The organism is Kribbella sp. NBC_00482 (assembly GCF_036013725.1).
Classification (GTDB): Bacteria; Actinomycetota; Actinomycetes; order Propionibacteriales; family Kribbellaceae; genus Kribbella.
Genome location: NZ_CP107881.1, coordinates 4,042,281 through 4,063,542, shown reverse-complemented (window position 1 = coordinate 4,063,542; position 21,262 = coordinate 4,042,281). Strand labels below are relative to the sequence as shown.

At 68.2% G+C, this 21,262-nt stretch carries 15 protein-coding genes; 6 read left to right on the top strand and 9 right to left on the bottom strand.

The genetic code is table 11. The features are described from left to right. Nucleotides 1-82 precede the first annotated feature (82 nt). From OHB24_RS20000 to OHB24_RS19990, 3 genes are all read right to left on the bottom strand, one after another. Nucleotides 83-1,186, bottom strand: coding sequence for a family 43 glycosylhydrolase (locus tag OHB24_RS20000; RefSeq protein WP_327640585.1), 1,104 nt, complete (start codon nucleotides 1,184-1,186; stop codon nucleotides 83-85). Nucleotides 1,187-1,928: 742 nt separating this feature from the next. After that, on the bottom strand, nucleotides 1,929-3,410 hold the full coding sequence (locus OHB24_RS19995) for a glycoside hydrolase family 32 protein (RefSeq protein ID WP_327640584.1): 1,482 nt from the start codon (nucleotides 3,408-3,410) through the stop codon (nucleotides 1,929-1,931). Next, nucleotides 3,361-4,428: a LacI family DNA-binding transcriptional regulator gene (locus OHB24_RS19990; protein ID WP_327640583.1), complete on the bottom strand. Its 1,068-nt coding sequence runs from the start codon at nucleotides 4,426-4,428 to the stop codon at nucleotides 3,361-3,363. Before OHB24_RS19990 ends, OHB24_RS19995 begins: the two co-directional genes overlap by 50 nt. 176 nt (nucleotides 4,429-4,604) lie before the next feature. On the opposite strand from OHB24_RS19990, the gene OHB24_RS19985 reads away from it, so the two are divergent. The 5 genes from OHB24_RS19985 to OHB24_RS19965 are packed head-to-tail and all read left to right on the top strand — an operon-like array spanning nucleotide 4,605 to nucleotide 9,831. After that, nucleotides 4,605-6,008 (top strand): ABC transporter substrate-binding protein, encoded by a 1,404-nt coding sequence (locus OHB24_RS19985; RefSeq protein ID WP_327640582.1) that lies wholly within the window; start codon nucleotides 4,605-4,607, stop codon nucleotides 6,006-6,008. Further along, nucleotides 6,008-6,940, top strand: coding sequence for a carbohydrate ABC transporter permease (locus OHB24_RS19980; RefSeq protein WP_327640581.1), 933 nt, complete (start codon nucleotides 6,008-6,010; stop codon nucleotides 6,938-6,940). The genes OHB24_RS19985 and OHB24_RS19980 overlap by 1 nt, the downstream gene beginning before the upstream one ends. Continuing rightward, the gene (locus OHB24_RS19975) at nucleotides 6,937-7,776 is read left to right on the top strand and encodes a carbohydrate ABC transporter permease (protein ID WP_327640580.1); all 840 of its coding nucleotides are present in this window, start codon (nucleotides 6,937-6,939) and stop codon (nucleotides 7,774-7,776) included. The genes OHB24_RS19980 and OHB24_RS19975 overlap by 4 nt, the downstream gene beginning before the upstream one ends. Continuing rightward, nucleotides 7,773-9,119, top strand: a complete 1,347-nt coding sequence (locus OHB24_RS19970; protein WP_327640579.1) for a glycoside hydrolase family 32 protein — start codon at nucleotides 7,773-7,775, stop codon at nucleotides 9,117-9,119. The genes OHB24_RS19975 and OHB24_RS19970 overlap by 4 nt, the downstream gene beginning before the upstream one ends. Before the next feature lie 43 nt (nucleotides 9,120-9,162). Beyond that, nucleotides 9,163-9,831 (top strand): polysaccharide deacetylase family protein, encoded by a 669-nt coding sequence (locus OHB24_RS19965; RefSeq protein WP_327640578.1) that lies wholly within the window; start codon nucleotides 9,163-9,165, stop codon nucleotides 9,829-9,831. Here the strand turns inward: OHB24_RS19965 and OHB24_RS19960 are convergent, their stop codons facing one another. The 3 genes from OHB24_RS19960 to OHB24_RS19950 form a co-directional block, all read right to left on the bottom strand. Next, on the bottom strand, nucleotides 9,832-10,782 hold the full coding sequence (locus OHB24_RS19960; protein ID WP_327640577.1) for a hypothetical protein: 951 nt from the start codon (nucleotides 10,780-10,782) through the stop codon (nucleotides 9,832-9,834). It abuts the gene before it with no gap. Between the two features lie 107 nt (nucleotides 10,783-10,889). After that, nucleotides 10,890-16,685, bottom strand: a complete 5,796-nt coding sequence (locus OHB24_RS19955; RefSeq protein WP_327640576.1) for an LPXTG cell wall anchor domain-containing protein — start codon at nucleotides 16,683-16,685, stop codon at nucleotides 10,890-10,892. A gap of 88 nt (nucleotides 16,686-16,773) precedes the next feature. Beyond that, nucleotides 16,774-17,559 carry a CoA transferase subunit A gene (locus OHB24_RS19950; RefSeq protein ID WP_327640575.1) on the bottom strand — a complete coding sequence of 262 codons (786 nt, stop codon included), beginning with the start codon at nucleotides 17,557-17,559 and terminating at the stop codon, nucleotides 16,774-16,776. Nucleotides 17,560-17,637: 78 nt separating this feature from the next. Here OHB24_RS19950 and OHB24_RS19945 point away from each other — a divergent pair, with 78 nt between their 5' ends. Continuing rightward, nucleotides 17,638-18,516 carry a LysR substrate-binding domain-containing protein gene (locus OHB24_RS19945; RefSeq protein WP_327640574.1) on the top strand — a complete coding sequence of 293 codons (879 nt, stop codon included), beginning with the start codon at nucleotides 17,638-17,640 and terminating at the stop codon, nucleotides 18,514-18,516. Nucleotides 18,517-18,557: 41 nt separating this feature from the next. On the opposite strand, the gene OHB24_RS19940 is transcribed toward OHB24_RS19945, so the two are convergent. Genes OHB24_RS19940 through OHB24_RS19930 form a run of 3 tightly spaced genes read right to left on the bottom strand, consistent with a single transcriptional unit; the run spans nucleotide 18,558 to nucleotide 21,252 of the window. Then, nucleotides 18,558-19,859: a sensor histidine kinase gene (locus tag OHB24_RS19940; protein ID WP_327640573.1), complete on the bottom strand. Its 1,302-nt coding sequence runs from the start codon at nucleotides 19,857-19,859 to the stop codon at nucleotides 18,558-18,560. A gap of 2 nt (nucleotides 19,860-19,861) precedes the next feature. Next, nucleotides 19,862-20,545 carry a response regulator transcription factor gene (locus OHB24_RS19935; RefSeq protein ID WP_327640572.1) on the bottom strand — a complete coding sequence of 228 codons (684 nt, stop codon included), beginning with the start codon at nucleotides 20,543-20,545 and terminating at the stop codon, nucleotides 19,862-19,864. 47 nt (nucleotides 20,546-20,592) lie between these two features. After that, nucleotides 20,593-21,252: a hypothetical protein gene (locus OHB24_RS19930; RefSeq protein WP_327640571.1), complete on the bottom strand. Its 660-nt coding sequence runs from the start codon at nucleotides 21,250-21,252 to the stop codon at nucleotides 20,593-20,595. Nucleotides 21,253-21,262: the final 10 nt, after the last annotated feature.

Here is a 21,262-nt window from a genome sequence, read left to right as displayed (position 1 = left end):
AGATATACCGGTTTAGTTTGCCCAGCATCATAGGAGCGGGATCTCTTCAGGAAAAGAGCTGAACTGGTTTTGCCCGGACCGTTCAGGCCAGGTACGGCCGGCCGCCGGTGTCCCACTTGAGTACGCCGGTGTAGGCCTGGCGCTTGTTCGAGTCCTTCACGCCGTTGTGGTTCGCGTCGACGTACGCATGGAAGGCGATCCGGGTGGTCGCGCCGACGTTGATGACGGTGGCGCCGCCCGGTCCGCAGAGCCGGGTCGACTTGGTGGTCATCAGGGTCTTGACGCGGGTGAAGCGACCGCCCCAGAAGGTGCTCGCGGACCAGACGTCGGTGTTGTAGGAGCAGTTGATGTAGTCACCGCGGGACGCGAACAGCCACACCTTGCCGCCGTGCGCGATCACCGACGGGCCTTCGATCCTGGTCGAGCTGACGATCTTGGCGATACTCTTGCCGACCACGCGCGTCCCCGTCTGCGTGTCCATCTGGACCGCGCGGATCTGGAAGCCGGACGCGTTGCGGTAGTCGCTCTTGTAGATCAGGTACCGCTTGCCGTCCTTGGCCCGGTACGCCGCCGGGTCGATCGCCTCGTACCCGCGCGAGACCCACGGCGAGCAGACGACCGGCTTGGACCCTGGGGTGTAGTTCCCCGCCGGGTGACGGGAGGTCGCGACGCCGATGCAGTGCACGTGCCGGGACGCGGACTCGCCGGTGAGGTACATGACGTACAACGCGCCGCGGCTGTCGGAGCTCTGGAAAACTTCCGGCGCCCAGAGCAGCGGCTTGCTGTGGTCGACCCACGCCGGGATCGCCGCCATCGACTTGTGAACCGCCGACCAGCCACCGCTTGTCGTCCAGCGCGTGCCGTACCCCGCACCAGTCCGAAACAGGTAGTACTTCGAACCAAGGTGCGCGAACCCGGGGTCGGCAAAGTCCTCCGTCCCAACCCGCCGCACACTACTCGGCCCCGCAGCAGCCTGCGCTGTCACCGCAGCATCAGCTCGCGCCACACTCCCCGGATGTACAACCACCAGTCCCACAGCAGCAACCAAACCAGCAACAACAGCCAACGCAACAGGTAACCGACGCACGAGAACCTCCACAAACCCTGGGCGGACGAGGCCCCCGCAACCTAACCCACCCACCGGTCCACCAGCCCCAGCGCCGGTTATCCGGCGCTCCTGCCGCATCCGTGGGTGGTTTGCTCCCGGCCGGTGCTCGCGGGTGCCGTGCGTGGCATGAGCTGGTACGCGGATCTGGGGAGGATTTCCTGCCCGATCCGGGAAAGGAACCTCCCCAACCCAACCCCAGCTTCCCAGCTGACCTGGTGCCGGCGATGGGGGCGGTTGTTGGTGGAGGGTTTTGCTGCGATGGCGCCAGAAACACTCCACCGATGTACGGGAAACCCTCCACCAATGCAGACGGGACCGCGACCAATGGCCGGCAGACAGCGGAGGTCGCGGCGGGACGTTCGGTTCGGCCGGAAGCCGTGACCCGCAACCGGCTGAGCCCACGGAGCAGTCAGAAGAGCCGGCTATCCCCTTGCACACCAGCAGAGACCCTCCGGACGAGGGGATAGCCGGCTCTCGTGAGGCATGTGTGGGTGAGTTGGGCTGATCGATCCGGTGGCTCTTCGAGCGAAGGTGGCGCAGTTGCAGGTGTCCGTCGAGTCGTGGGTTTGGCGGTGCCCCGGAGAGTGAGCTGTCGTGGCGGGGAAAGAAGCCGTCGCTGTATGCAACTTTGTTTCCCCGCTCTTCGGGTTGGCGCGGATCGGGTCGGAGAGCCGAAATCGCAGGTCTCCACCCACCACTTCCTGTCCAAACTGCACGCGCCGCGGCGCTGCACCGCCTCAACCACCCACACATCGGTCACAAGAGCCGGACAACCGCTCGTCTGCTCCCAGGAGCAGAAGGCTCGCTGACGGCGCACAACTCAGCTCGAGACTGTGAGCTCTGCGAGGTCTACGACGCCGTCGGTGACGAAGAGGCCGAGGTGGCGCGCACCCAGTTCGTAGCGGCGGAAGGTTAGGGCTGCTCGGTTGTCTACTACGACCTGGCCGGTGGTTCCGTTTAGTAGGACCTGCACGGTGTGGCGGCCGGGTGGTAGGGGGCAGGGGCGTTCTAATTCTATGAGGTGGGGGATGTCGCCGGCTACCTGCCATTGGGCTGGGCCGGTGCGGGCGCGGGGCCAGTGGTCTAGGACGATGCGGTTGCGTTGTGGCTCGAGGCGTACGACGGTGGCGTGCTCGCCGTCCGCGCTGGCGTGTAACAGGAGCCCGAACGCCTGCGTGCCGGCCGCGACGTCGACCGTCAACGAGATCAGGCACCGGTCCGGCACCACGTCTCCGATCCAGGCGGCGTACCGGTCGATCGCGCCCTGTCCCGGCTCGGCGTCTGCGCCGTCCAGCGGTGACAGCTTGACGTCCTGTACGTCGGCGTACGCCGTCGCGACCTCCGCGGGGAGACCGAACGCCAGCGTCCCGTCGTCCTCCTGATGGGCTTCGAGTACGGCGAGGTCGCCGGCCCACTGCCACGGGCCTGCGTCGGAATCCCCTTGTTTTGTGGGGATCCAGCCGATGAAGAACCGGCGCCCCTCATGCTCGACCGACTTGGCCGCGTAGAACGCCCGCCCGTCGACGGTGTCGCGCCCCGGCGCGAGCCACGGACCGTCCGGCCCACGCGCGATCCGGTACCGCGTCTGGAACGCGTCAGTGAACTCGGAGTACACCAGGTACCACCAGTCGCCCCACTGGAACACATCCGGGCACTCCTGCGTGATGAACCGGTGCGGCTCCCACAACGGCTCCGCGATCGTCCACTGCGCCAGGTCGGTCGACGTCAACCGCGCGACGACACCACACCGGCGATCCGGCACGTCGACGTACCGCGCCGCCAAGACCATCTGCCACGGCTGGTCGGTTGCGGTCCGGTACACGAACGGATCCCGCCAGTCCTGCGGCACATACCCCGGCGGCGCACCGAAAGCCTCCGAGGAGAGCTTGGTCCAACGCGTCGGATCACCGGCACTGACCGCATGACACACGACCTGAAACGAGCCGTCCGCGTCCCCGCGCCGCGGATTGTGCCCGGTGTAGAAGAGGTGCAGCTGCGAACCATCGGCCACCACACTGCCCGTGTAGCAGTCGAAATCGACCGCATCCCGATCCCCCGCCGGCAGTACGACGCCGTGGTCCGTGTACTGCACGAAGTCCGTGGTGGACACCAACGCCCACGGCATCCCCCTCGCACCGGCGGTCGGGTCCTCCGGACGCTCGTCCAGCAGGTAGAACAACCAGATCCGCCCCGCGTGACTGAACGGGATCACGTCGCCGACGAAGCCCGACGACGGGCGCCAGTGGATCATTTCACGCCCCAGACCGAGCCCGAGGCCGCGGCCGCCGACGCGGCGGATCACCGACGGAGTCGCGCTCGATCAGATCGCAGTCGACGATCACCCGCTCGGGCGCATCGTCCGGGCCGGCCAGCAGGAGCTCGCCGGCCCGTCGACCCAGCATCAGGTGCGGCAGCGCGGCGGTGGTCAGACCCGGACGGACCTGGTCCGCGACGTCAGGCTGGTCGTCGAAACCGACGATGCTGACGTCCCGCGGGCAGTCCAGCCCGAGCGCGTGCAGGGCGAGCAGCGCGCCGATCGCCATTCGATCGTTCCCGCAGACCAACGCCGTCGGGGAATGCTCAGTGATCACCTCGGTCGCCAGGTCGTACCCGTTGCCGATCTGATAGGTGCCGTACCGATGCACGAGATCGGCCGGACGTAGACCGGCCGCCCGGGCGGCGTCGTCGAAGCCGCGCCGACGTTCCTTGCACGCGTAGTCGTTCCGCATGCCGCCGAGGAACGCGACCTCGCGATGCCCGCGCTCGAACACGGACGCCGCCGCGGCACGACCACCGGCGTACTCGTCGGCCAGCAGGATCGTGTCGGCGTGGCCCTCCTCGGGCCAGCAGTTGACGAAGATCGTCCGGATCCCGTCAAGGCGCGGGCTGCGGTGCAGCGGCTGGGGCGCGAGCGACGCGTACACGATCGCGGCGACGCCTTGGCCGACCAGGCTCGCCACCGCGTCGTCGCCCTGCCCCGGGTCGCCGGTCGTGTCGACGACCATGCACACGTAGCCCGCGGGCTGGACGACCTGTTGTAGGCCGAGCACGATCAGACCGGCGTACGGCTGGGAGACGATCCCACTGGTCACGACGCCGACGGTGAACGACTTGTTCGACCGCAGCAGCTGGGCGGCCCGGTTGGGGACGAAGTCGAGCTCGGCCGCGGCCTCGAGCACGCGCCGCCTGGTCTCCTCGGCCACCGCCACGTCGCGGCGGTCGTTGAGCACGAACGAGACCGTCGGCTGGGACACCCCCGCGCGCCGGGCGACGTCGGTCATCGTGACGCGTTTCGGCCGTCCGTCCGACGACTTCGCCATGGTTCTCCCCGCTTAGGTAGGCGCAGTACGGTGCGCGGCCTGCGAGCCGCAGCCAATTTACTATCACAGCGCGGCCCAATACGTATTGCGTCACACCGTACACCGCTGCTACCGTCCCGGGTCAATACGTATTGGGCGGCGCGTCGGGCCGCCCGAGCGGTCAAGGAGGAACCCTCATGACAGGTATTCATCCGCCCGGAGGCTCGCTCGCCCGCCGCACGCTGCTGAAGGCCGGGGCCGGTGGCCTCGGTCTGGGCGCGCTGGCCAACCTGGCCGCCTGCAGCAAGGACGGCGGCGGCTCGTCGAAGTCGCTGAAGATGCTGTACTTCGGCGAGCAGGCGCAGGCGACCCAGCTGCAGAACCGGTTGCAGCCGCAGATCGCCAAGCTCGACTCGACCATCAAGTTCGAGATCTCCGCCATCAACGGCACCGACTGGAACGACTTCCTGGCCAAGGTGCTGACCCAGATCGCCGCCGGGACCCCGCCGGACATCATCAGCGTCGCCACCGAAGGCCTGCAGCTGATGGCGTCGAAGGAACTCGCGGTGCCGCTCGACGACTACGTCACCAAGGACCTGGACGCGCTGAAGGAGTACTTCGCCGACATCCACCCGGCCCTGATCGAGTCGATGATGTACCAGGGCCACCTGTGGGAGCTCCCGGACAGCTTCAACGCCGGGAACATGTTCTACAGCACGGAGCTCTTCCAGCGCGCCGGCGTCGTACCGCCGAGTGCGGACTGGACCCTCGACGACTTCGAGACCGCGGCGACCAAGATCGCCAAGTTCAAGGGCATCAACGCCTTCGGCTGGGTGGTCCGGCTGTGGGGCAGCTGGACGTCGTTCATGTACGCGAACAACGCCAACCTGCTCGAGGAGGGCAAGTACGACGGCGGCGACTGGCTGTGGAGCAAGGCGTACGCCGGTGACGCTGCCGCCGCCGGCCGGAAGGGCGGCTGGAAATGGGGCGCACCGACCGCGAACTCCGACGCGACCGTCGAGGCGCTGAACTACATGATCGAGCTGACGAAGAAGGGCCTCTCGCCGTCGCCCGACGTCGGCGGTGGCGGCACGCTGCAGGGCCTGTTCGCGTCGAACCGGATCGGGATGTCGATCGGCGGCGGGTTCTGGGCCGGCGGCCTGACCAACGCCGGGATGAAGAACGGCAGCTTCGACGTCACGATGTTCCCGAAGTGGAAGAGCCAGCGGCACCTGTTCGGCGCCGGCGGGTACGCGATCTTCAAATCGTCGAAGAAGAAGGATCTGGCCTGGGAGGTCCTGAAGCTGCTGGTGAAGCCGGAGACCTTCGACCTGGTCTTCCCTGGCAACGTGACCACGCCCGGCCGCAAGTCCCTGGTGACGGCCGCACGGTACGCCAAGACCGGGCCGAAGCACTGGTCGACCTTCTACGACACGCTGACCAAGCACCCGGACACAGCCCCGATCCCGGCCCCGCCGTACTACAACGCGCTCGCGACCGCGCTGAACCAGCGCACCACGCAGGCCATCTCGTCCGGTAACGCCAAGGCGGCCCTGGACGGGTTGCAGTCCGACCTCGAGAAGGCGGCAGGAGCGAGCTGATGGCAGCCGTCACTGCGGAAGTGCGAGAGGCCGTCGTGAAGAAGCGCCGTCACCCGTCCTCGCACGGAGAGTCGCGGTTCGGGTTCGCGATGATCGGGCTGTCGGTGCTGTTCGTCGCGATCTTCACCGCGATCCCGATCATCGCCTCCCTGGGTCTGTCGTTCTTCTCCTGGGACGTCATCTCGACCCCGGAGTACGTCGGGCTGGAGAACTACCAGCGGCTGTTCACCGACGGGCCGGTGCTCAAGTCGTTCGGCGTGACACTGGGGATGGCGCTCGCGATCGTCGTACTGCAGCTGACCATCGGTCTCGGGCTCGCGGTCCTTGTCAACCAGCGCAAGCTGGTCTGGGTACGGACGTTGTTCCGTACGGCGTTCTACCTGCCGCTGCTCGCGTCCACGGCGGCCGTGTCGATCTTCATGGGCTACCTGTTCGACTACAAGTTCGGGGTCGTGAACTACTACCTCAGCCTGCTCGGAATCTCGAACGTGCCGTGGCTCACCAGCGGTTTCGGGGCGGCCGCGACGATCGTGCTGATCGCGGTGTGGCAGCAGATCGGGTTCACGTTCGTCCTGTTCGTCGCCTCGCTGATGTCGGTCCCCACCGACGTACTGGAGGCCGCGCAGATCGACGGCGCCGGGGCGTTCCGGACGCTGTTCCGGATCAAGGTCCCGTTGATCAGCCCGACGATCCTGTTCGCCGCGGTCGTTGCCCTGATCAACGCGATGCAGCTGTTCGACCAGCCGTACATCATGACCAAGGGCGGCCCGGGATCGGCGACCACGACGGTGACGATCCAGATGTACCAGAAGGGCTTCCAGAACCTGCAGTTCGGGTACGGCTCGGCGATCGCGATCGTGCTGCTGGCGGCGATCCTGATCATCACCGGGCTGCAGTTCCTCGCGGCACGAAAGCTGGTGTTCTACCAATGACAGAATCCACCGGAACGCTGGCCCGGATCGGCCGGATCTTCGGCATCGCGGTGCTGGTGGTCGCCGCGATGATTGCCCTCGGCCCGTTGTTGTGGACCGTCACCACGTCGCTGCGGACACCGGCCGAGGCGTTCAGCAACCCGCCGCAGTGGATCCCGTCGCACCCGGACTTCTCCAACTACGCCGCGGTCTTCGACCGGATCCCGATCGGCCGGTTCTTCTTCAACAGCGTGATCGTGACCGGGCTGATCGTGGTCGGTCAGACCATCACCTGCACGCTGTCCGGGTACGCGTTCGCGATGATCAGCTTCCCGGGGCGCTCGGTGATCTTCGGGATCTTCCTGGCCACCATGATGGTTCCGCTGCAGACGATCATCATCCCGGTGTTCGTGATCATCCGGTACCTCGGACTCTCCGACAGCCCGTTGTCGCTGGTGGTCTCCGCACTCGGCAGCGCGTTCGGCACCTTCCTCATGCGCCAGTACTTCATGCAGATGCCTCGCGAACTGGGCGAGGCGGCAAGGATCGACGGCGCCGGACACTTCCAGACATTCCTGATGATCTACGCCAAGATGGCCGGTCCGGCGATCGCGACCCTCGCGATCCTGAACTTCTCCGGCTTCTGGGCGGAGTTCTACCGGCCACTGATCTTCCTGCAGACGCAGGACAACTTCACCCTGCCGCTCGGACTCGTCGGTCTGCAGGGGAACCTCGGCACCGGTTCGATCTCGGTCGTGCTGGCCGGCGTCGTACTGGCGATCCTCCCGAGCGTAGTGCTGTTCATCTTCGCCCAGAGGTACTTCATCGCAGGCATCACGGCAGGAGCATCCCGGTGACCCAGACCCAGTCCGCAACTCGATCGCCTGGAGAGGACTCTGGCGCGGTCGCGCACCTGCGCCCCGCGTTCCACGTCCGGCCCCCGCGCGGATACCTCAACGACCCGAACGGGCCGATCGAGGTAGGCGACGACGTACACCTGTACTTCCAGTCGCGCCCCACGCTCGACCACCACGTACCGGTCGAGTGGGGGCACGCAACCTCGCCCGACTACGTGCGCTGGACCGTGCACCGGCCCGCGATGGCGCCGCAGCCGGGCGGGCCGGACACCGACGGCTGCTGGTCCGGCAACACGGTCCTGGACGACGGACGGGTCCGCGCGTTCTACTCGGGCCACATCGAGGGGCACCCGTACCAGTCGGTGCTCACCGCCGTGTCCGACGACGGCGGTACGTCGTTCGGCCCGCCGCACCAGGTGGTGCCTGACCCGTCCGACGAGGCGATCATGTTCCGCGATCCCTTTGTCTGGAAGGAGAACGGTGCCTGGTGGATGGTCGTCGGCGCCGGGTACGTCGACAGTGGGGCGAGCATCCCGTCGTACCGCTCGACCGACCTCGAGAACTGGACGTACGCCGGCCCGCTCGCCGAGCTGCCCCGCGGTGTGGTGGACGGCAACGACACCGGCGCCGCGTGGGAATGTCCGCAGTTGCTCACGATCGACGGCCGCCGGATCGCGGTGATCGCGTCGTGGTCGCCGGAGGGCGGACCCGCTGACGTGCTGTCGTTCGATGTCGACGTACCTGTGGTTCCGCGGCGCGTCGATCACGGGACGAACTTCTACGCGGCATCCGCCTTGCGGGACAGCCGATTCGGGCCGCTGTTGTTCGGATGGCTGACCGAGGGACGGGACCGGCCGGGCTGGACCGACGACTGGGCAGGCGTCATCTCACTGCCTCGCGTCGTCTGGCTCGGGCCGGACTCGTCACTCCGCAGCGCACCGGTGCCGACGCTCGACACCCTCCGCGTCGGCGACGGCTCACCCGCTGACGGCGCGTCGACAGGCGCCCAGTGCGAGATCGTCGTACCGGAAGGCTCCGGGCAGGTCGTCATCCACTTCAGCGAGCAGGAACGCCTGGTCATCGAACTCGACGCCGACACCCTGACCATCGACCGCACCCACGCCAGCCTCAACCACCACGCCCACGGCGGCCGCATGCAGGCAACGGACGCCTTCGATCCCTCATCCGGCCGCCCCGCCGCCCGAATCATCCTCGACGGCTCAACCCTCGAAGTCTTCACCAGCGCAGGCCGAGCCCTCAGCACCCGCATCTACCCCACCACCCCACCCACCTGGCAAGTAGAAGCCCCACCCACCACCCACCTCTGGCAACTCGCCCCCTAGGTCGGGTTAGCGAGCTTCGGTGGCCAGCGTATGGTCTGCCCATATGGGCCGACTGGTGCTGACCTTTGACGACAGGCATGTCGCAGGATGGGAGGCCGCGCTGCCGCTGTTCGACGCGGTCGGTGCGCAGGTGACGTTCTTCGTCGTCGAGGCGGATCTGCTGGACGAGGAGGAACAGGCCGGTGTCCGGCGGATCCTGTCCGCGGGGCACTCGGTCGGGTCGCACGGTGCCCGGCATCGCAACGCCCCTCAGGCGATCGCGGAGCTGGGCGCGGCGGAGTACCTACGGACCGAGATCGACAGCAGCGTCGACGCGCTGCGTGCTCTGGGAGCGGCTGCGACCAGCTTCGCGTACCCGAACAGCCGGAGGGACGAGACGACCGACGCGGTGCTGCTGGACGTGTTCGACCACCTTCGTGGTGGCGGCCCGCGGACGTCCGACCTGGCCGCGGCGCGATCTGCCGTTGTTGCTGCAGGCACGCGGGTCTTTCCTGGGTGCGGCTTCGACACCGCGCGTGGCGACGTACCGCGTGAGAACGACGCCGCCGCCCTCAGTGAGCTCCTTCGTGAGCTCGCCGAGGGCGGCGGGACGTTGGTGCTGTACGCGCACGAGATCGCTCCCGTTGCGAAGGGCAACCATATTCATCCGGACCGGCTGGCGGCCGTGCTGGCCGAGGCGCATGGCCTCGGCCTGCGGATGAACGGTTTGTGACTACTCGCCGACCAGCTGGTCGTAGTGCGTGGTGAGCGACACGTGGGTGACGCCGTTGAAGACACCCGGGATCTTGCCGTACGGCGTGACCGCGGTGGCGGTGCCGTTCGCGTGGCTCAGCGCGAACTGGTCGGCGGTCTGGGTGTCGTGGTCGGCGGCGACGAGCAGCGTGCCGCCGCGGGTGCCGCAGCCCTGGGCGACCAGGGAGTCGTACGCGGCGAAGCCCGAGGAGCGGATGAGCTTCATGACCGGCTTGGCTCCGGCAGCGATCGGGATGTGAGCAGTCCAGAGCGCGCCGGCGGTCGTTGTCATCAGCAACGTGTCGTACGTCGCGGACTCGCTGATCACCGTCATCGCCTTGAAGCCGCGGAAGCCCGGGATCGGGCCGAGCGCCTGGAAGCCGGCGCCGACGATCGCGTAGCGGTACAGGCTGTTGTTGGTGTTCAGGCCGTAGAGGTACGCGTGCCGCGGCGTGCCGACGCTGTAGTTGGACGTGGCGATCGACTTGAAGTTGGTCCAGCCCGTCCCGACCTTCTTGAAGGTCGGCACCGGCGGGTTCGCCGAGTCGGCCGGCAGGTACGTCGTGTGCCGGTAGAGGTTCGCGCCCTGCAGTAGCAGGCCGTAGTAGTAGAACTGGGTCTGCGAGGCGTTGGCCGCGAAGTACCAGGTCGCGTCCGCCCGCGTGCCGACGAACGGGAACGTTTCGTAGACGTCCGAACGCGGCGGCGTCGCCGGGGTCGCGTCGATCTCCTGCATGGTGCCCGCGGCAGTGGGCACGCCGACCGCGCTGAGGCAGCCGGCGGCGGCGGCCTTCGCCGACAGCGGTCCGGACTGCTTCGAGAGATACGGCTTCGGATCGGCCTGGCCGGTGGCGGCCGCCGGAGCCGAAGCGGCCGCGGCGCCGAGCAGACCGGCCCCAGCCAATACGAGCGCAAGGCGCTGCAGTTTCATAGGAGTTCCCCCTCCAGAGTGTCTCGAAACCTCGAGATCGCGCCGAGTGTAGCCGAGCTCACAGACATCTGACGAGGAAGTTGCAGCTACCTGCAACCGGGCAGAACTCAGATCCTGGTACGCCGGGAGCGGGTTGCCGCGAGGATGCCGAGGCCTGCCACGATCAGCGCCAGGGCGGCGAACAGCAAGCCAGGACTGACCGAACTGCCCGTGTTTGGCAGCTCGTTGCCAGGCTTCTGCGGCGGCGGAGTCGGCCGAGCGGGCTGACGCGGTGTGACCGTCACGGTGACCGAGCTGGTGTTATCGGTCAGGTCCGAATCCAGCGTGGTTGCCTCGGCCTTGGCTACGTTCGTCACGGAAGTTCCGCCGTACTGCGCGTCGACCAGGACCTCCAGCGACACCTTCGCCGTCGTACCGGGGTCGATTCGGCCTACCGCACAAGCGATCTTCTGGCCGTCCGCAGTGCAGTGCTCCGGCGTGCTGGTGAGGCGGAGCCCGTTCGCGAGTACGTCGATGACCGTTACGCCGACCGCTGTGGATGGACCAGCATTGTGTACGGCGATGATGTAACGCAGCGTGGTGCCTGCAGTCACCTTCTGTGCTGAGGCGGTCTTGTGGACGCCCAGGTTCGCCGACTGGGTGGTACGGCCGCTGACTTTCGCCTCGTTGTTGGCGATCACCGGGTCCGACGTGGACGAGCCGACGCGGGCGATGTTCTCCAGCGTGCCCGTGAATCCAGCGACCACGGTCGCGGTGATCGTGATCGCGATAGTTGCCCCTTCGGGCAGCGAGGCTGTACCGCATTGGACCGTGCCGGCCTCAGGGGCGTCTAGGGCGCCGGCAGCAACCGGAGGCAGCAGGGTGCAGGAGCCACCCGTGGTGCTCACCTTGGTGAGGCCGCGCGGCAGTTCGTCGGCGATCGTCACCATGCGGGCGTCGGACGGGCCGTTGTTCTTCACAGTCAGGACGTACTTCACCGTCTGCCCGGACACCGGAGCGGCCGGGGACATGGCCTTGCTGATCGCCAGGTCCGCCAGCGCGGTCACCGGCGACTCCACCGTGCCGGAGTTGTTCTCCGGGTGCGGATCGGTCGTCGGCGACGTCGCTGTCGCGGTGTTGGTGACGCTCGCGCCGTCGTACCCGGAGGCCAGCCGCACGCGCAGCGAGACGATCGCCTGTCCGATCGGCAGGTCACCGAGCTCGCAGCGCACCGCACGTCCCTCGACCGTGCAGCCCCTCGACGCGGAGCTGACCGTAAGCCCAGCGGGCACGGTGTCGGACAGTACTACCGCCCGCGCGGTCGACGCACCGGCGTTGGTGACGACGATCGTGTAGTCGAACGTACTGCCCGGCGTCACTCCGGCCGGGTCGGAGGTCTTCGTGACGCTGATGTCCGCACGGGTCTCGACCGGCGTCGTCACCGTGGAGCTGTTGTTGCTCTCGTCCGGGTCAGTCACCGGGGAAGTCGCCGTGGCAGTGTTCGCCAGCGACGTTCCTTGGTACGCCGGGTCAAGCGCGGCCGTGATCAGTACGGTCGCCGTCCTGCCCGCTGCAATCGTGCCGAGCGCACAGCGCACTGTCTGACCAGCCGTCGTACATGCGCCTTGGCTGGGATCCGCCTTCACCAGCGACAAGCTGGTCGACAGGCTGTCCACTGCACTGACAGCAGTAGCGTCCGAGGGACCGTGGTTCACCACGGTGAGGCGGTAGGTGACTCCGCCACCGGCCACCACGGTCAACTCGTCACTGGTCTTGATGACGTCGACGTCGGCGACCTGTTCCACGTCGGTCGTCACGGAGCCGTCGTTGTTCGACGGGTCAGGGTCTGTCGTCGTACTGGTCACCGAGCCGGTGTTGGTGATCGCCGCAGTCTGCGAGGCCGCGACCGCGACCCGCAGTACGACGACCGCGCTGCCACCCGCTGCGACAGTTCCCAGCCCACAGGTCACTGTGGAGTCGGCCGTCGTACAGGCGCCGTCCGCACTCGTTGCCTCAAGCACCGACAGACCAGCCGGCACGGAGTCCGAGACAGACACGTTCTGCGCGGTGGACGGACCCTCGTTGTGCAGGGTCAGCGTGTAGACCGCTTCGCCACCAGCCACGAGCGGCGACGGCTGCACGGTCTTCACGATCGACAGGTCGGCGGCCGTAGTCACCTTGGTCTCGACCGAGTCCATGTTGTTCTGGTCGTTCGGGTCCGGAGTCTGCGAGCTCACCGTCGCGTTGTTGACCAGGGTCCCGGCCGGCTGGTCCGGCGAGACCTTCACGACGACAGTGATGTCAGCGTCGTCGTCCGGCGCCATCGTGCCGACAGGGCAGCTGACGACCGGCTCCGACACCGCAGGGTCCTGGGTGCAGGCGCCACCAGGTCCGGTTCCGCTGACGAACGTCGTACCCGCCGGAAGCGTGTCTGAGACCACCGTGCCGACCGCGTCCGACGGACCGGCGTTGTGCACGGCCAGTGTGTACGTCAGCTCGTTGCCCGCGACAACCGTTGCCGCCGCGGTCTTGGTGACGGACAGGTCGGCTTGGGCCTCGACAGCCGGAGTGGTGGTGGAGGTGTTGTTGGACTTGGTCGGGTCGGCCGGCGTCCGCGAGTCCGCCGATGCCGAGTTGACGAGCTCGCCGGGTGCAGTCCCGGGCGCGACGGTTCCCTTGATGGTGACCACGAAGCTGTCCCCGGCCGCCAGCGTCGCCGCTAGGCAGCGCACGGAGCCGTTGACGGCGGTGCAGGTCGCTCCGCCGGTCGCCGTGGCCGAAACCCCAGTCACAGCGTCAGGTACGTCGTCCTCGACGGTGACGCCGCCTGCGTCCGACGGACCCGCGTTGCGGACCGTCAGGTTGAAGGTGATCGCCTTGCCGGCCACCACCGGGTCCGGCGACGCCGTCTTGGTGATGGAGATATTCGCCTGCGCGCCGGTCATCAGCGTGTACGTCGCCGAGTTGTTGTCGTCGACCGGGTCCGGCGTGGGCGACGCGACGGTCGCCGTGTTGGCGAGCTGGTTCGGCGGGGTGCCGGACGGGACGTTCGCCACCACCGTCACGGTCACCACATCGCCGGGCGCCACCGTGCCGACGGCACAAGTGACGGTCGCGTCAGCCTCGGTGCAGCTGCCACTGGACGTGGTCGACGACGCGTACTGCAGAGGCGCCGGTACCGGGTCAATCACCTTCACCGACTGCGCTGCGGACGGCCCGTTGTTCGTCACCGTCAGCGTGTAGGTCACCGGACGACCGGCCTGCACAGGTACCGGCTGAGCGGTCTTCGTGATCGCCAGATCGGCGCTGGCGGTCAGGTCGTCCGTCGTACGTCCAGTGTTGTTACTGGTGTCCGGGTCCGACGTAGAGCTGGTTGCGGTCGCGGAGTTCGTGAGTTGCCCGATTGCCTTCGCAGAAACGGTCCCTGTCACTGTGACGGTCGCGGTGGATCCAGCGGTCAGAGTGCCCAAGGCACACTGCACCTGCGCCGAGTCAACCGTGCAGGACCCTGCGGAGCTGTCCGCCGTGACGCCTGTCAACGCACTGGGTACGGCGTCCGTCAGCCCAACCTTCTGCGAGTCGGACGGCCCGTCGTTGTGCACCGTGATCCGGTAGGTGATCGGCTCCCCCGCGACGACCGGCTTGGTCCGTGTCTCCTTGGCGACGACCAGGTCGGCCTTGGCTGCACCTGGTGTGACCGTCACCGTGCCGGTGTTGTTCGAGTCCTCCGGGTCCGGGGTGTCGCTGCTGACCTTTCCGGTGTTGGTCAGCGCGCCGCCCTGGTACCCAGCGTCAAGGGTCGCGGCAATCCGTACGGCGACGCTCGCCCCGGCCGCGAGCTTGGGCAGAGTGCAGTGGACGTCCTGACCAGCTGTCGTGCAGGTAGCTGCGGACTGTACGCCGGTGATCGTGAAGCCGGCAGGTACCGAGTCGGCGACGCGGACCTGCTCTGCGTCGGATGGTCCGTTGTTCTTGATCGCCAGTGTGAATACGACGGACTCACCAGGTGCTGGTTGAGCCGGTGCCACGGACTTGACGAGCGCGAGGTCCGCCGTACGGGCCACGTCAGTCGTGACCGAGGACGTGTTGTTGTCCGGGTTCGGGTCCGAGGTGGAGGTAGTGACCGTGGCGACGTTGGTCAGGCTGGTCGCCGTACTCGCGGAAGGAACGCGGACCACGACGGTGATCGTGGCAGCAGCCTTTGCTGCCACCGTGCCGAGTGAGCAGATCGTCGACGAGCAGGCGCCCTGTGTGGGCGTCGCGGAGACAAGTTCGACGCCGTCGGGAAGCGTGTCAGTGACTGTTATGTCCTGTGCTGCGCTCGGACCGTTGTTGCGGGCAACCAATGTGTAGGTCAGCTCACCACCCGCGGACACCGGGTCCGGCTTCGCGGTCTTGGTGATCGACACGTCCGCCGAGGCCGCGACGGGGGTGTGCACCTCGTCGGTCCGGTACGTGTACTGCTTGTTCAGCGTCTCGGCCGTGTAGTCGAGCAGGCCGACGTTGTCCAGCGTCGTACCGGCCGCAGCCTGGTCGACGGTCACACGGAACCGGACCGTGCTGCTCTGGTTCTTCTTCAACCGGCCGCCGTTCGTGGCGTTCGCACCGGTACCGATCCGGAACCGGACCGTCCTAGCCGTGTAGTCCGCCTGGTCGTCCCCGGCCTGGTCGGTCTTGGCACCGGTCCCCGCACCGGACGCCACGCTGAGCGATCCGGGGACGTACGTCGTGTTGGGCGGCAGCTCGTCGCGAACGGTCGACCGGAGCGCGTCGTCGTCACCCGTGTTGCTGAAGTTCAGCGTGTATTCGAGGGTGTCGCCAACCTTCGCCGGCTCGTTGCCTGCCAGGTTGCGGACCGTCTTCGTGCCGAGGATCGTCGGTGCGTACAGATCGATCTGGGTCGTCAGCGCGGCCGGGTAGTACACGTCACCGGTGCTCGCGAAGGTCAGCTCGGCGCTGGTCGAGTTGTTCGGCAGGATGCCGGCCGCGTCCACCACCTTGGCGTCCATGCCCAGGTTGTTCATGCTGGCCGGTGTCCGGTCGGTCAGGTTCGTGCCGCCGTCGGTGATCCGGCTGCCGTAGAAGTTCGCCGACGGGCTCTGCGCGTCGGCGAGCCGGGTGCCGTTGACCGCGAAGTAGTCGCCGGTGATGCCGCCGTCGCCCTCGTATGTGACGCTGCCGAACCGCGCGTTGACCGCACCGCTCGGCGGCGCGAGGAACCCGGAGATGCTGGTCCGCACCGGCTCGCCGCTGCTCACCTTCGCGTACCCGTTGAAGACGCTCAGGTCCCGCAGCGGCTCCTCCGCGGACTGGTACGCGATCACCAGACTCCACCCGGCGTACCGGTCGCCGCCCGTCCCGGTCGGCACATCGGCGCCCCAGTACTCGCCGTTGCCGCCCGCCCGCACGAGGTCCGTCACATCGAGGTAGGACGAGTAGTCGTTCTTCGACCCGGTGTTCAGATAGTCGGTCTTGCTCGCGGTCACCGTCTGGTACGCCGCGTTGCCGGGCAGCCGGAGGCGCATCGTCGTACCGTCGTCGCTGGTCCCCGTACCGCCGCTGCCGGCACCACGGGCCGCACCCCAGAACAGGCCGGCGTACAGCACCTGGGCACCGGCCGGCAGGGCGACCGTCGCGCCCGAGGAGGACTTGGTGGACGCGTCGGAGTCCAGGTCCAGGAGCTGCATCGTCCAGTTGTTGTTGTTCGCGTTGGCACTGCCCCCGGCCAGCGCCGCGCGACACGTCGGGGACGTCCGGTCGCAGCTCAGCAGCGTGTTCCCGGTGATCCGGACCGCGCCGTTCGTCTGCGCCCCGAAGACCTTCCCGAAGTCCCGCACGGTGTCCGCCCTGGCAGTTGCCGTCAGCACCGTTCCCGAGACCACCACGAGCAGGACAGCAAGCAACATCCGCACCCGTGCGGCCATCCGAAGTCCCCGTTTCTGTCAGCAGTCGCCCCGCAGGCATACCACACAACAGATCACAGAGTAACCAATCAACTACCGAAAGTCGCACTCATTGGTTGCCGCGGGCCCCCACGGCAGGTCGGGTGGTGCGTTTCTCGATGCTCTTGCGGGCGGCCTGCTCCGGTGTCAGCGGTACGACGCGGCGCACGAACACGCCCGGCAGGTGGATCGCGTCCGGTGCGAGCTCGCCGACCTCGACGACCCGCTCGGCCTCGACGATCGTCAGCCGGCCGGCCATCGCGGCGACCGGGTTGAAGTTCCGGGCGGCCGCGTGGAAGACGCAGTTGCCGGCCCGATCCGCGACTGCGGCGCGGACCAGCGCGACATCGGTGACGATCGCCTCCTCCAGCACCATGTCCCGGCCCTGGAACGTCCGCACCTCCTTGGCCGGCGACGCGACCGCGACCGTGCCGTCGGGCGCGTACCGCCACGGCAATCCGCCTTCCGAGACCAGCGTGCCGACACCGGTCGGAGTGAAGAACGCCCCGATCCCGGAGCCGCCCGCCCGCAAGCGCTCGGCGAGCGTGCCCTGCGGTGTCAGTTCGACCGTCAACTCCCCCGCGAGGTACTGCCGCGCGAACTCCTTGTTCTCCCCGACGTACGACGCGATCACCCGGCTGATCCGCCCGCGTTCGAGCAGCAGACCGAGTCCCGCTCCGTCGACGCCGCAGTTGTTCGACACCACGGTCAGATCGCTCGCGCCCTGCTCGAGCAGCGCCTCGATCAGGAACCACGGAATCCCGGCCAGCCCGAACCCGCCGACCGCGAGACTCGATCCGTCCGCGATGTCCGCGACCCCCGCAGCCGGCGTCGCAACGACCTTGTCCAGACTCATGGTTCGACGGTATGTTGCCGCGACCGATATGGAGAAATACTCAGATGTGCTCGATTGAGACTCTGAGAGTATGGCTTCGTGGAGCTCCGTCACCTGCGGTACTTCGTCGCCGTCGCCGAGGAACGGCACTTCGGCCGCGCCGCGGCCCGCCTGCACATGGCGCAGCCGCCGCTCTCGCAGCAGATCCGTCAACTCGAGAGCGAGCTGGGCCTGCAGTTGCTCCGCCGTACGACGCGACGCGTGGAGCTCACGCCCGCGGGCGAGTCGTACCTGGTGCGGGCGCGGCAGATCATCGCGGCGGTGTCGTCCGCGGCGGGTGAGGCGCAGCGGGTCGCGGCCGGGCTGCAGGGGCGGTTGGTGATCGGGTGCGTCGGGTCGGCGACGTACAGCCTGCTGCCGCAACTGGTGCGGACGTTGCGCGAGGAGCTTCCCGATGTCGAGGTCGCCGTACAGGGCGAGATGCTCGCGCCCGACCAGGCGCAGGCGCTCGCGGACGGGCGGATCGATCTCGGGCTGCTGCGGCCGCCGGTCGAGGACGAGTCGCTGCGGGTCGACGTACTGCGGGCCGATCCGCTGATCGTCGCCGTACCCGACGGGCATCGGCTGGCCCGCCGGCGCCGGGTTCGGCTGGAGGAGCTGGCCGACGAGGACTTCGTGATCCATGCGGGTGGCGGGCGGTCGGTGATGCACGACACCGTGCTCGCGCGCTGCCGGGAGGCCGGGTTCGAGCCGCGGGTGCGGCACGAGGTGGCGGAGACGTCGACGCTGGTGACGTTCGTCGCGGCCGGCCTGGGGATCGCGATCGTGCCGGCCCCCGTCGCCGAGCTGCTGGTCCCAGGCGTCACCTACCGCGCGCTCACCGGATCGGCAACCGTCGAGCTGGCCGCCGCCACCCGAGCAACCGACGAAGCACCGCATCTGATGCGCGCACTATCCGTCCTCAAAGGACTGATTTAACAAAGCTGAGGTTGACGTGACGGTCTGGTCGATTGGTTGAGCTATAGCTCGGCGAGGGTCAGGACGACTTCGTTGGGGTGGAGGGTGAGGGTGCCGCCGGCGGCTTCGGCGCAGCGGCGGGCTATGTCGAGGCCCAGGCCGGTGGAGCCGCGGTCGCTGCGGCCGCGTTCGCCGGCGCCCAGGGGGATGCCGGGACCGTTGTCGGCGACAACTATCCGGATGACGCTGTCCGCGCGGGTCAGGGTGATCCGCGCGGGCGTCCCGTCGGGGGTGTGTGCGACGACGTTCTCGACCAGTGCGTCGAGTGCCGCACCGAGGTCCTCGCCGGAGGAACGCACCGTTGCGGGTGTGTCCGGCAGGTCCAGCGCCAGCACGCGGCCTTGGTCCTCGAACAGCGGCTCCCAGAACGCGGCCCGCTGACGCGTCACCTCGACCGCGTCCGCGTGCGGTACGCGTCCTTCACGCTGCGGTCGACGGGCCGCGCTGATCACCGCGGTCAGGGTCCGTTCGAGACTGTTGACCTGGGTGTTCAGCTCCTCGGCGCTCTCCCGGTCCGGCAGCGCCTCGACCTGCAGGCGCAGCGCGGTCAACGGCGTACGCAGGCGGTGCGACAGGTCCGCGACCGCCTCGCGTTCCACCGCGATCACCTCGTCGATCCGGTCCGCGAGCCCGTTCAGCGCGGAGCCGACCTTCGCGACCTCGGCCGGTCCGGTCGTCGGCGCGCGGGCGTCCATGTCGCCGCGGGCCAGGCGTTCCGCCGTACTCGCGGTCTCCTCCAACGGGCGCGCGAGGCGCCGGGACACCAGCTCGGCGCCGAGGATGCTGAGCAGCAGCACGACCAGGCTGCCGCCGACGAGGATCAGGATCCGCGGCACCACACCGTCGTACAGCTCGTCGCCGGTCAGGTAGAGGCAGACGGAGGCCGTGCCGTTCGGCGTACCGACGCCGACATCCACCGCGAGGCCGCCGCCGACGTTGCGGTAGTCCGCGTCGCCGATCTTCGGCGGGCCCTTGTCGTCGCGGTCACCGTCGCCGTACCCCGCTGGCACGTTCTTGGGCGTCGGCACCCCGCCGGGCGGCGGATCGCCCAGCGTCGTACCGTCCGGCATCCGCACCGAGATCCGTCCCGGATGATCCGTCAGGCCGTCGAGGTACGCCGTGATGTCGTCGTTCGTGTGGTCCTTGTCGCCGACGTAGTACGCGACGCTCTCCGCCAGGTACCGCGCCTTGTCCCTGGACTCGCTGGCCGTCGTACTGCGGAGCAGAATCACCAGCGGTACGGCGAAAGCGAGCACGACCAACGTGGTCATGCCCACCGACAGCAGCAGGATCCGACGGCGCATGCTCAGCCGTCCACCGCGAGCTTGATCCCGACGCCGCGCACGCTGTGCAGGAACCGCGGCGTGGCCGCCGTCTCGCCGAGCTTCCTGCGCAACCACGAAAGGTGTACGTCGACAGTCCGGTCACCACCGCCCCACGGCAGCCCCCAGACCTCCGCGAGCAGTTCCCGCTTCGTCACCACGGCTCCGGGCCGACGCGACAACGCCAGCAGCAGGTCGAACTCCTTGCGGGTCAGGTCGACCGGCGCACCGTCGACGGCCACCTCCCGGCTGCGCGGATCGATCCGCAACCCGCCGACCTCGACAGTCGACTCCTCCTGCTGGTCCTGCCCGAGCCGCCGCAGTACGGCGCGAATCCGCGCATCCATCTGCGCCGCGCTGAACGGCTTGATCACGTAGTCGTCCGCGCCCGCGTCCAGCAGCCGTACGACGCTCGCGTCGTCGTCCCGCGCCGTCGCCACGATCACCGGCACGTCGCTGACCGCCCGCACCATCGCGAGCACGTCCCGCCCGTCCAGATCCGGCAGGCCGAGATCGAGCAACAGCACCTCCGGCCGCTCCCGCGCGACCGCGGCGACCCCGTCGGCACCGGCCGCAACCGCCGAGACCACATGCCCGGCCGCCGTCAGGGACTTCCCCAACGACAGCCGAATCGCGTCATCGTCCTCGACCAGCAACACCCGCGCCATGGAGTCGAGAGTAGCTTCAGCCCTCTCAAGCGAGCCTCAAGCAGGTGTTAAGCGTCGTTCTCCGGAACTTTTTCGTCACCAGGTGACTGTTTCTTACCGGAAAGACGCGGTGGTTTCAGGCCGGTGGTGCGGAGTTCGAGGGTGGCGAGGGCGGTGACGACCTCGCGGTCGCCGTCGCGCCAGGCGGCGACCGGGTCGGTGGAGATCTTCGCGAGCTTGTGCATCGGCTGGTTCGCCATCGCCCGGAGCGCGAACAGGTCCAGATCCGCAGCGTTGTCGATGAACCGCTGCGCCGCGGTCGCCCGCCGCGCGAACCGGATCCGCCGCGGCATCCAGATCAGTACGGCGAACAGCACCGGCAATCCGATCGTCACACCCGCGAGCACGTACGCCAACTGCTCCACCGCATGCGCCTGGTCCCGCCCCGCCTGCGCCAGCTTCCCCGCAGCACCGGCCGCGCTGTCGATCGGCGACCGTAGCTGGTCCCCCACCGCCGGCACCTTCCCGATCGGCTCAGACATCCGCCGGAGATCACCCGCGAGCCCATCGCCTGCTTCGGCCGCCTTCCGCCCCGGAGCACCGAGCGCATCGGTCACCTTGTAGACGAGCAGACCCAACTCCACACATGCCCACACCCACCCCGCCAGCATCAGATCGCCGACGACCTGCCCGAACCGCTGAACGCCCACGTCGGAGTAGAGCTTCACGAGGCCCCCT

Bases quoted from the DNA above. Each gene is read 5' to 3' on its own strand.
- OHB24_RS20000 (WP_327640585.1), bottom strand. From the start codon at position 1,186: ATGCGGCAGGAGCGCCGGATAACCGGCGCTGGGGCTGGTGGACCGGTG.
- OHB24_RS19990 (WP_327640583.1), bottom strand. From the start codon at position 4,428: ATGGCGAAGTCGTCGGACGGACGGCCGAAACGCGTCACGATGACCGAC.
- OHB24_RS19985 (WP_327640582.1), top strand. From the start codon at position 4,605: ATGACAGGTATTCATCCGCCCGGAGGCTCGCTCGCCCGCCGCACGCTG.
- OHB24_RS19980 (WP_327640581.1), top strand. From the start codon at position 6,008: ATGGCAGCCGTCACTGCGGAAGTGCGAGAGGCCGTCGTGAAGAAGCGC.
- OHB24_RS19975 (WP_327640580.1), top strand. From the start codon at position 6,937: ATGACAGAATCCACCGGAACGCTGGCCCGGATCGGCCGGATCTTCGGC.
- OHB24_RS19965 (WP_327640578.1), top strand. From the start codon at position 9,163: ATGGGCCGACTGGTGCTGACCTTTGACGACAGGCATGTCGCAGGATGG.
- OHB24_RS19960 (WP_327640577.1), bottom strand. From the start codon at position 10,782: ATGAAACTGCAGCGCCTTGCGCTCGTATTGGCTGGGGCCGGTCTGCTC.
- OHB24_RS19955 (WP_327640576.1), bottom strand. From the start codon at position 16,685: ATGGCCGCACGGGTGCGGATGTTGCTTGCTGTCCTGCTCGTGGTGGTC.
- OHB24_RS19950 (WP_327640575.1), bottom strand. From the start codon at position 17,559: ATGAGTCTGGACAAGGTCGTTGCGACGCCGGCTGCGGGGGTCGCGGAC.
- OHB24_RS19940 (WP_327640573.1), bottom strand. From the start codon at position 19,859: ATGCGCCGTCGGATCCTGCTGCTGTCGGTGGGCATGACCACGTTGGTC.
- OHB24_RS19935 (WP_327640572.1), bottom strand. From the start codon at position 20,545: ATGGCGCGGGTGTTGCTGGTCGAGGACGATGACGCGATTCGGCTGTCG.